This is a genomic window from Pseudoalteromonas sp. BZA4 (genome assembly GCF_040104395.1).
Classification (GTDB): Bacteria; Pseudomonadota; Gammaproteobacteria; order Enterobacterales; family Alteromonadaceae; genus Pseudoalteromonas.
In genome coordinates this window covers 1-9852 of record NZ_JBECOT010000096.1, presented here as the reverse complement: position 1 = coordinate 9852, position 9852 = coordinate 1, and the positions used below count along the sequence as shown (strand labels likewise).

Genomic DNA, 9852 nt, shown 5'->3' with positions numbered 1-9852 from the left:
GCTAAGGGAAAATATGAATACGACTGCGTTACGGTTAGCAAAACTTGCCGAAGCTCGGCAACATTGATAGTGTGATTACGTCAAAATCGCTTGGTACTTATACCGTCAGTATCCCTTGGTAATCACAACTCAACAAACCTGACAGCGTTAACTGACTCAGCTTAAAGCGTCATCACAATTCGGCCTGTGATATCGCCTTTTAGCATGTCGTCAAAAATATCGTTGATATCTTCTAGGCGTTTTTCTTCAATAATCGCTTTAACTTTACCTTTGGCAGCAAAGTCGAGGCATTCTTGTAAGTCTTTACGCGTACCAACGATTGAGCCTACAACAGACACACCATTTAACACGGTATCGAAAATTGGCAATGGCATATCTTCGGGTGGTAAACCTACAAGCACACATTTACCGCCACGGCGTACGCTTTTATAAGCTTGCTCAAAACCGGGTTTTGATACGGCAGTACACACAACACCATGTGCGCCGCCTACTTGTTCAAAAATGGTTTCTGAAGGCACTTGCTTCATAAAATCTATGGTGATGTCTGCGCCAAGCTCTTTGGCTAGTGCCAACTTGCTCTCGCCGGTATCAACGGCAATTACATTAAAGCCCATTGCTTTTGCGTATTGCACTGCTAAGTGGCCAAGGCCGCCAACACCAACAATTGCAACCCAGTCGCCCGCTTTGGCATCAGTCACTTTAAGCGCTTTATAGGTAGTAACCCCAGCACAAAATAGTGGTGCGGCTTCAGCAAACCCTAATTCTTCAGGAATTTTCACCACGTAATCGCCATGGGCTACACAGTACTCAGCATAACCACCATCGACTGAATAACCCGTGTTGTGCTGCTCAAGGCATAAGGTTTCTTTGCCTTCTAAACAAAACTCACAATGACCACAGGCACTATATAACCAAGGAACACCGACACGGTCGCCTACTGATAAGTGTTTAATGTTTGCACCTACTTTTTCGATAGTACCTACCCCTTCATGGCCCGGTACTAATGGCATTTTCGGTTTGACTGGCCAATCTCCATGACAAGCATGTAAATCTGTGTGGCACACTCCACACGCGGCAATTTTAACTAGTACATCGTTAATTCCCACCTCTGGGCATGGGATATCTTCGATAGTTAATTTACCTTTGTACTCTTTATTTACTGCAGCTTTCATAACGTTCCTCCATGGTATTAATTGCGATTCAGCCTATACGATAAACTTATTAACTGTCACTATTATTGATCCACATCAAATAGCTAATCACTGCGGCATTTAATTAAACTATCATTTAAATTCAATAACTTAAATTCAAATAATCGCGTATCTACACTTTAGTAGTAGCAGATTGCATAGTGGCTATTTCTTTTAGTTATACCCCGAGCGTGCTAGCATTTAATTTCTGAAAGTTTTGAATACTAAAAATTATGAGCCTATCTGAAAAAAACTTAGCTTTTGTTATGCACTGCGGTGAAATGGGTAGCCGTTGGGGCTTTAACCGCACCATTGGTCAAATGTGTGGATTATTAACCATTACTAAAGAGCCAATGACCGCCAATGAAATTGCCGATACCTTAAGTATCTCGCGCGGAAACGTAAGTATGGGCATTAAAGAGCTACAGTCTTGGCGCTTAATTAAAGTGCATCATATTCCCGGTGACCGTAAAGAATACTACGGCCCTGCTGGCAGCATTTGGGATATGGCCAACCGCGTATTCGAAGAGCGTAAAAAACGCGAGATAGACCCAACCCTTAGCCTGCTTCGCGATAACATTTTAGAAGAAGCCCACAATGATGATGAACGCTTTGCTCAGCAGCAAATGCAAGAAATTCACGACCTACTCGAAACCGTAACTAAATGGTCTGCAGAGCTACAACGCTTAAGCCCTGAGCAGCTCCAAAGCCTAATGAAACTAGGTTCAGGCATTGGTAAGGTACTTGATTTTAAAGATAAGATTTTGAAAAAACCGGGGAAAGGGGAATAAGTTAGCGAGTTACAAGGGGAAAGAGTAAAGTTAGCAAGTTACAAGAGTAAAGTTTGTAGGATGCGTTTAACGCCGAACATCTAAAGATTCACGGCTGAAGCCGTTCTTACGGGACTCACTAGGCGTGAAACTTGTTTCGCGCGCTCTCTTGTAGGTCGTGCTTTAGCGCGTTTTGAACGGGTAATCATAACTTCACTTGCCTTTGCTATACTAATGACTAAACGTTTATTTACGTTCTGACTTAAATGGAGCTTAGGCTATGTATAAACAGACAGAAATAAGTTACTCGTTAATTATTATTTTATTAGTAATTAGTGCCTTTATAGTTTTATCCCCTGAACTGGCTGGCCTCAAAATAATTATATTATCGATAAACCTGCTTGTTACTTTGCTGTTCTTTTCACTAACAATAGTAATCGATGAGCAAAAACTTCGTTGGTATTTTGGGTTTGGGATTATTAGCAAAGATGTTGAATTATCTCAGATTGCAGAAACCTCAGCTTACAAAACAAAGTGGTATCAAGGGATTGGCATTCGTATGCTAAATGATGGCTGATTATACAATGCATCAGTTGGACAAGCCATTAAAATAACTTTAACTGACGGAAAAAACATATACCTTGGCTGTAAAAACGTTGATGCACTGCAACAAGTACTCAATGTAAAGGTTTAAAAATTGTATCGAGAGGAAAGTTACAAGAGTAAAGTTAGCAAGTATATTTTAATAATTTTGTATTTTTCCTCTTGAGCGCAGCGCCTCTTGAACTCTTTGTGAGTAATTCACTTAGAGATCTTTTGCAGTAGTAATAAAAAAGCGCGAGATAAACTCGCGCTTTCTGCAAATCCCCTAGTGCCTAGCACCTAGTTACCTAGGCTCTAGTATCTAATCACTTAATCGCTGGGTAACCAATGCGATCTGATAAGTAACCAACACTGGTTGCAAAGTAATACGAGCGGTTCCAGTGCATAAGTGCTTTGTAGTTATCGTAGGCTAGATACATACGACCATTTACGTCATCAGGCATTACCATTGCGGCAGTAATATCAACGTTTGGTAAGTCGCTACCATCCATTTTACGAACCCCAAGAGCTTGCCAATCAGCAAGGCTGCGCTCTGACTCTTTCCAATACTCTAACCATTGGCTGCGTGTTCTAGTGCCACGCTTAAGAATATTTGAGTTATCAAAGCCTTCAGGTAATTTAACTTGGCGACCCCAGGTTAAATCATCGTTCCAACCTGCTTGCTTTAAGTAATTAGCAATTGACGCAAAGGCATCTTCTTCTGTGGTCCAAATGTCTTTGCGGCCATCACCGTTGTAATCAACAGCGTAAGCGTTAAATGAGGTTGGCATAAACTGCGTTTGCCCCATTGCACCAGCCCAAGAACCTTTGAACTTATCAAGGGTAATGTGACCCTCTTTTAAGATATCAAGCGCTGCCCAAAGTTGGTTTTTGTACATGGTTTCGCGGCGACCATCAAAAGCAAGTGTAACTAATGATGCAATTACACTGTGACCACCTTGGATTTTACCGAAGTTACTTTCAAGGCCCCAAAGTGCAACAATAAAGCGTGCTTGAACGCCGTATTCTTTGGCTACTTTTTCAAGAACGTCTTGGTTTTCTTTGTATAACTTACGCGCGCGGTCAATTTTCCATTGCGGCACACGTTTTGGTAAATAAGTTTCGAGGGTTTCTTTTACTTCTGGCTGATTTTTATCAGCTGAGATCACTTTCTTTTTGAATTTAGCTGTTGCAAGTGCTTGATCAACTAAAGCTTCATCATAGCCTTTTTCAAGTGCTTCTTTTTTTAATGCTGCAACGTAAACGTCAAAATCAGCTTGTGTCTTTTGTTCTGCCAATACTGAAGTACTTAGTGAAGCACTGAGTAAAATGACGGCAAGTTTTTTAATCACTCTCAACTCCCTTGTCTTTTTTAAATTGGGTTAACAGATTTTCTTCCGGCGGAGGTAATTGCAAGTAGAACCCTTGGTCAATTAACGCTTGCTTAACCGCGTCTAAGTCTGCCACACCTAACTTTTCACGGCTTGCTAGATTAATCATCATCACGTACTTAGGTTGACCAAACGTTTCTAGTAATGGTTCAGGTACGCGTGAGAAATCATCTCTTTTTTCTACAAAAAGGTATGTATCCGCTTTTTTAATACTTTTATACACCGCAGTTAGCATTATGGCCCTATAATATCTTGCTTAACGAAGGCGCACACTATAACATGAGTGATATAATAAGTTAGAAAAAATAGATTAGATTTTTACTGTATATGCCTTGTTCAGCCTGTGTTTATACTTAAATAATGCTAATCCAGACAATTCAATTGAGCGTGTATGTCGGAACAAATTTTTGAATTAAAAGGGAACCTTTTTACGTTATCTGTTTTACATTTATTTTCAGCAGATACAGCCCTTTTAAGTAAGCAGTTAGATGAGAAAATCGCCCAAGCACCTAAGTTCTTTGCCGGTGCGCCTATCGTAATCAACTTAAGCGACGTACAAGATGAAGCGCTTGATTTCTCTTTCTTAAAATCAATGTTAAGCGGCCTTTCGTTAAACCCTGTTGGGGTTTGTAATGGCTCTCAAGAGCAAAACGAAAGCGCAAAAGCTGCGGGCCTGTCGGTGTTAAATTATTCACAAGACGTTAAGGGTGCAACCGCTAAACAACAAACAAATACATCTATCGTTGAAAAAACCGTTCACCTGCCTGCGCAAGTTATTCATGGCACTGTACGTTCGGGCCAGCAAGTGTATGCAAAAGACCGCGACCTGATCGTAATTGGTGCTGTAAGTCATGGCGCCGAAGTGATTAGCGATGGCAACGTGCACATTTATGGCACCCTTCGTGGCCGTGCAATTGCAGGGGCTAAAGGTTACAACGAAGCAAATATATTTTGCCAAAAATTAGAAGCAGAACTTGTTTCGATTAATGGTAGTTATTGGATCAGCGACTCTCTACAAGGTGAACACTGGGGCAGCGCAGTACAAATCCAACAAAAAAATGATTCATTAGAAATTTCAGCTTTGGTTAAAGGATAAATCTCATGGCAAAAGTGATTGTCGTTACTTCTGGTAAAGGTGGTGTTGGTAAAACCACATCGAGTGCTGCGATTGGCACAGGTTTAGCGCTTAAAGGCTTTAAAACCGTTATTATCGACTTTGATATTGGTCTACGTAATCTTGACCTTATCATGGGTTGTGAACGCCGTGTTGTTTATGATTTCGTAAACGTAATCAATGGCGAAGCTAACCTAAATCAAGCACTTATTAAAGATAAACGCGTTGATAAGCTACATATTTTACCTGCCTCACAAACCCGTGATAAAGACGCCCTAACCCGTGACGGTGTTGAGCGCGTACTAAACGAGCTGAAAAAAGATTTTGATTACATTGTGTGTGATTCTCCAGCGGGTATCGAAGCTGGTGCAATGATGGCAATGTACTTCGCTGATGAAGCGATTGTAACAACAAACCCAGAAGTATCATCAGTACGTGACTCTGACCGTATTCTTGGCATTTTACACAGCAAATCAAAACGTGCTGAAGAAGGCCTTGAAAGCGTAAAAGAACATCTACTATTAACTCGCTATAATCCTGAGCGTGTTGAAAAAGGCGAAATGCTTTCGGTAGAAGACGTACAAGAAATCTTAGCGATTAAACTACTGGGCGTTATTCCTGAATCACAAGCTGTACTTAGTGCATCGAACTCTGGTCAACCGGTAATCCTTGATGGTGAATCGGATGCAGGCCAAGCATACACAGATGCAATCAATCGTTTATTAGGCGAAACTGTTGATTTTCGTTTCTTAGACGTAGAGAAAAAAGGCTTATTTAAACGGATTTTTGGAGGTTAATGTGTCTTTACTTGACTACTTCCGCTCAGAAAAGAAAAGCAGTGCGTCATTAGCAAAAGAGCGATTGCAGATCATTGTCGCGCACGAACGTTCACAGCGTGGTACACCAGATTACTTACCACAGCTAAAACAAGACATCCTTGATGTTATTCGTAAATATGTGAATGTAAACACTGATGCAGTTCAGGTGCAGTTTGACCAAAACGAAGATGACTTAGCCGTACTTGAGCTAAACGTCACCTTACCTGACGAAGAAAAGAAATAGTCAAAATTGGGCGCTTAGTTTTTTAACAGCGCCCTTTTTTATTTATGCCACTGCATATGAAACTCATAGTCGTCTTCGCCTAGAGTTTTAAACCCTGCCCGTTGATAAAGCCCATACGCTGGATTGGCTTTTAACACCGTTAAATTAATCTCTGCTGTTTGTGCTTTTAGTGTATCTAACACCTTAGTGCCTAACCCTCTGCCCTGCTCTTTAGGTGCAATTTGTAGCTGTAATAAACTGATTGCTTGGTCACTTACGATGAATTTTGCTGCGCCTACACATTGCCCGTCATTTAATACTAAATGACTGTGCTCAAAATGCTCTGCCACTCTTGCTTGATGTTGCTCAAGTGATAAAAACAACCCCTGATTCTCTAAATGCTCAACCATGGTATTTAATCTTAAGTCGAGTAAATAAGCTTTGTCTTGCTCCGTTGTTTTTACAAAAAAAATCATTATTGTCTTAAAAAAGAAAAAGGTACTTTAATAAAAGTACCTTTTTAGGTTGCAACAAACAACATGCCTATGGTTAAAAATTATAATTTGCGCCTAAGTAAAAACGGCGGCCCGAATATTGGTTATAGGTAAAGCGATTACTTTGTTTCCAATATCCTTCTTCAAGTTCTTCTGTTAGGTTCACCACTGATGCAGTAAATGAAAGATCTTCTGTTAGGTTGTACGAGGCATTCACATCTAGCTGACCATAGTCTTTGGTATAAAAGTTGTATCCTTTATGTATGCCATTAGCACGGTCATCTTTCCAGTTATACGACGCACGAACACTAAAGTCGTCATTCTCAAAGTACACCGAAACATTATATTGGTGCTTAGCGGTGCCTGGTATTTCGGCCTCTGTTTTTTGCCCGTCTGTCGAGACTTCGCTGGTGCTGGTATCTGTGTAGGTATAGTTGGTTAAAATACCAAAACCATTATCAAACGAATGCTGGAAGAACAGCTCTAAACCTTCTGATTTTGCATCACCCCCACCCACTTTGGTGTTCATTTCGACTTCGATTGGGCCGTTACAACAATCGTGTTCACGCTCAACAATTTCTACTGTCGAGATTGGTAGGTTAGAAATATCCTTAGAGAATAATGTCGCACCCAGTGCTGAGCCATCGCCATAATACCATTCAATACCTAAATCGAATTGGTCTGATAACATAGGCTCAAGGCCTGTGTTTACTGAAGTTCCTCGCCCCCTCCCGGTCCATGAATCAGGTGAGTTAATGTTAACAGGTGGACCATAAGTTTCAGACTGGCTTAAATCTGAATAGCTGATTCGAGACATTGTACGCGCTGCTGCAAAGCGCACCACAAGATCTTCGGTTGCATCCCACGCAAGGTTAAAGCTTGGTAGTACTTCGCTGTCATCGCTACTGCGCTCGTTTGGCTCAGTATCATTATCATCTTGACCAATTACTTCATCGTAGGTCAAGGTGCTCAGCTCTGTATTCACATAACGCACACCGACATTACCGCGGAAATCTTGCCATTCAAAATCAGCTTGGGTGTAAACAGACCAAATTTTCTCTTCAAGGGCGTATGTGCCCGATAGTGATGCTACCACTGTCTTACTAAAGTTATCTTTTAAGTAATCATCCAACGCTCTAAAATCAAACGCTAAAAAGTTGAATGCGCCTGTATCACCCGCGCTGTTATCAACCACATGGTCGCTTACCAATGTTGGTGCATCTGGGTGAAAATCTGGATTATGGAACCACTCAGTCCCTGGTAAGTAGCCGCGGTAACCGCCGTTATCAGCGATACCGTCATCCCAACGAAAGTCGTTACGAATACCTTTAATTTCGTGGTCGCGGTATTTAGCACCTAAATACACACGGCTGAAAAAGTTGCCATCGAGGTCAAATTTTACATCTGTTTGAATGTAATCTTCTGAGTCTTCGTTTTCAGATGAATAAGAATCAAACCAATCGTAATACTGGTATGCTTCTTTATCGTTGGCTAAATCAGTCGACACTTCGTAGCTTGGTTTCCCGCCTTTGGTTGACCAGTGCCAACTATTTACTGAACCTAAACGCGCATCTATATTGGCGTAGGTTTCTTTTGAGGTACCGCCTTCAGCTTCGGTATGACCCAGTTTTACTGTAATGCTGTAAGTATCGCCATAATAAGTGCCTTCAAAATCGTAAGTGTTTGATTTTGACTCGCCAAAACGCTCACGCCCTGTTAACTGTGGCGATAACAAACCACGGCGAACCGCTACACCGCCATTTACATCGGCATCACCCCAGTTATTATCATTGAGTAGACCATTATCGCCATTACCGTAGGCAACCACGGTATCACCGTCTAGTTCAACACCAAAATAGGGGTTGTGATTATCATTCCACTCAGCAAAAAATACTTCTTGTCCAACTTGGTCATAACTTAATTTTGCGCCAAAATAATTAAAACTCAGATCTAAACGGTCTGTTGGCATCCATTGAATTGCAACTTGATAACCATCACGGTCACGGTCTTGGTCTGCATTTTTAACATGTATACCAGATGATGCCCATACATCGTCATATACCTCCCCGGTTGCTTGATCTACTATCGCAGGTTGATCTGCGTCTTCAGCTGTGTCCGAATAATATCGCCAACCAAAAGACTCGTTCGAAATAGTTACCACTTTCCTTTCCTGACGAGTAAAGCCGGCAAGCACACCAAAGTTTTCGTCGTCATTTTTCCATGAATAAAGCACGTTGACTTGCGGCTTAGTGTCTTCAGACACATCATCGTAAGTCACCTCTGCACTTAGCGCCCCTGAGTTTGCTTCCATCTCAAGAGGTTTTCGGGTGTGTAAAATAACCGTACCACCAATACCTCCTTCATCGGTGCGTGCTTCAGCACTTTTGTACACTTCTACACTTTTGATCATGCTTGAAGGCAATAACGTGTAATTAAAACTACGGGTAGGAATACCAGAACCTGATGAAGCAATATAGTTACCGTTTAATTGGGTGAGAGTCCAATCCGGTGACGTACCACGAATACTCACGCGGCTACCTTCGCCACCGTCGCGGTCAATCAAAACGCCCGATACACGTTGCAATGAGTCAGCGACGTTTTTATCAGGAAACTTACCAATATCCTCTGCGGTGATTGCATCAACTGTCGCCGTTGAAAGTCGTTTTATTGCTAAGTTTTCTGCAGTTGAAGAACGAATACCTCGTACTTCAATCACTTCTACATCATCATTAGCTTGCTCTGCTGCATAGCTTGTATTAATTGCCGCCAGTAGCGAAATTAAAATTGCATTACGCTTAAAATGCCTTCCTTGCCCTTTTGTTTTTATTACAGTTTGCTTGCCCATGCCTATCTCCAATTGTGTGTTCTGTTTTTGTTTATGAGGCTTTAATACCAACCCGCAATAATACTTAGTCATTTTGAGGGATTAAACCTGTCGCTACCTGCGTTAAAAATTTCTGATTTAGAACAACTAAATAACGAAATTTTTGCCTTGTTATCAACAAGGTTTTCTTGCCTCAAAATAGACCATTTAATTAAGCGGATTGGTATAACCTCCCAAAAACGATTTATTGTTGTCGGTTTTTAAACTGATTTTCGGTAGTTAACAGCTTGTTAAACTCAAACTCAGAATAGGGTGAGCGGGGCCTTGTTGATCAAATGCAGCTCTCTAATAAACTCACTTAACTTACTGATATTTAGGCAGACCAAGGGTGTTGATCTTATTTAGCGCCTTCACTTTGATCATCGCTTCAACCAGTTGGCGATTGT

Annotated in this window: 10 protein-coding genes; 5 read left to right on the top strand and 5 right to left on the bottom strand. The window is 41.3% G+C overall.

Annotated elements, in window-relative coordinates; genetic code table 11:
- Positions 1 to 161: 161 nt before the first annotated feature.
- On the bottom strand, positions 162 to 1172 hold the full coding sequence (gene adhP / locus ABMY41_RS20725) for an alcohol dehydrogenase AdhP (protein WP_252949720.1): 1011 nt from the start codon (positions 1170 to 1172) through the stop codon (positions 162 to 164).
- Positions 1173 to 1423: 251 nt separating this feature from the next.
- On the opposite strand from adhP, the gene ABMY41_RS20720 reads away from it, so the two are divergent.
- Entirely contained in the window at positions 1424 to 1981 is a 558-nt protein-coding gene (locus ABMY41_RS20720; RefSeq protein WP_054552053.1) for a MarR family transcriptional regulator, read from the top strand.
- Between the two features lie 259 nt (positions 1982 to 2240).
- The gene (locus tag ABMY41_RS20715) at positions 2241 to 2537 is read left to right on the top strand and encodes a hypothetical protein (protein WP_349276128.1); all 297 of its coding nucleotides are present in this window, start codon (positions 2241 to 2243) and stop codon (positions 2535 to 2537) included.
- Between the two features lie 331 nt (positions 2538 to 2868).
- Here ABMY41_RS20715 and ABMY41_RS20710 read toward each other — a convergent pair whose 3' ends face one another.
- Positions 2869 to 3894, bottom strand: coding sequence for a lytic murein transglycosylase (locus tag ABMY41_RS20710; protein ID WP_274167632.1), 1026 nt, complete (start codon positions 3892 to 3894; stop codon positions 2869 to 2871).
- Complete coding sequence (locus ABMY41_RS20705) at positions 3887 to 4168, bottom strand: YcgL domain-containing protein (RefSeq protein ID WP_054552050.1); 282 nt, start codon at positions 4166 to 4168, stop codon at positions 3887 to 3889. Before ABMY41_RS20705 ends, ABMY41_RS20710 begins: the two co-directional genes overlap by 8 nt.
- 156 nt (positions 4169 to 4324) lie before the next feature.
- Between ABMY41_RS20705 and minC the strand changes: the two genes are divergently transcribed.
- The 3 genes from minC to minE are packed head-to-tail and all read left to right on the top strand — an operon-like array spanning position 4325 to position 6109.
- Positions 4325 to 5029 carry a septum site-determining protein MinC gene (gene minC, locus ABMY41_RS20700; RefSeq protein ID WP_054552049.1) on the top strand — a complete coding sequence of 235 codons (705 nt, stop codon included), beginning with the start codon at positions 4325 to 4327 and terminating at the stop codon, positions 5027 to 5029.
- Between the two features lie 5 nt (positions 5030 to 5034).
- Positions 5035 to 5844 carry a septum site-determining protein MinD gene (gene minD, locus ABMY41_RS20695; RefSeq protein ID WP_054552048.1) on the top strand — a complete coding sequence of 270 codons (810 nt, stop codon included), beginning with the start codon at positions 5035 to 5037 and terminating at the stop codon, positions 5842 to 5844.
- 1 nt (position 5845) lies between these two features.
- The gene (gene minE, locus ABMY41_RS20690) at positions 5846 to 6109 is read left to right on the top strand and encodes a cell division topological specificity factor MinE (RefSeq protein ID WP_054552047.1); all 264 of its coding nucleotides are present in this window, start codon (positions 5846 to 5848) and stop codon (positions 6107 to 6109) included.
- Positions 6110 to 6147: 38 nt separating this feature from the next.
- Here the strand turns inward: minE and ABMY41_RS20685 are convergent, their stop codons facing one another.
- Positions 6148 to 6564 carry a GNAT family N-acetyltransferase gene (locus ABMY41_RS20685; protein ID WP_349276125.1) on the bottom strand — a complete coding sequence of 139 codons (417 nt, stop codon included), beginning with the start codon at positions 6562 to 6564 and terminating at the stop codon, positions 6148 to 6150.
- Between the two features lie 73 nt (positions 6565 to 6637).
- Positions 6638 to 9427, bottom strand: a complete 2790-nt coding sequence (locus ABMY41_RS20680; RefSeq protein WP_349276123.1) for a TonB-dependent receptor — start codon at positions 9425 to 9427, stop codon at positions 6638 to 6640.
- Between the last annotated feature and the right edge of the window lie 425 nt (positions 9428 to 9852).